The organism is Fodinibius sp., assembly GCF_041642155.1.
Taxonomy (GTDB): Bacteria; Bacteroidota; Rhodothermia; order Balneolales; family Balneolaceae; genus Fodinibius.
Genome location: NZ_JBEPWZ010000174.1, coordinates 1 through 311 on the forward strand (window position 1 = coordinate 1; position 311 = coordinate 311).

Genomic DNA, 311 nt, shown 5'->3' on the forward strand with positions numbered 1-311 from the left:
CTTCATCCGGCGTGTCGAACATTTCCCCCTGCCCATTGACCAGCAGATCATAGGCCAGCTTGGTGCGCTGCCACCGGTTGTCGCGGTCCATGGCGTAGTATCGTCCCACAACAGAGGCAATTGTTCCTGTGCCGATCTCGCCCGCCTTCCGCTCAAATTCTCTCATATATTGGAGTCCCCCGTGCGGATCGGTGTCGCGTCCATCCGTAAAAGCGTGCACATAGGTATTGGGAATACCGGCTTTTTTGGCCAGCCGGAGCAGGGCGAAAAGATGGTTATTGTGGCTGTGAACACCGCCATCGGAAAAAAGT

1 pseudogene is annotated in these 311 nt (G+C 55.6%); it reads right to left on the reverse strand.

From position 1 onward, the window contains the following. Nucleotides 1–311 (reverse strand): annotated as a pseudogene (locus tag ACESLU_RS10220) (2,3-bisphosphoglycerate-independent phosphoglycerate mutase); the annotation flags it as partial.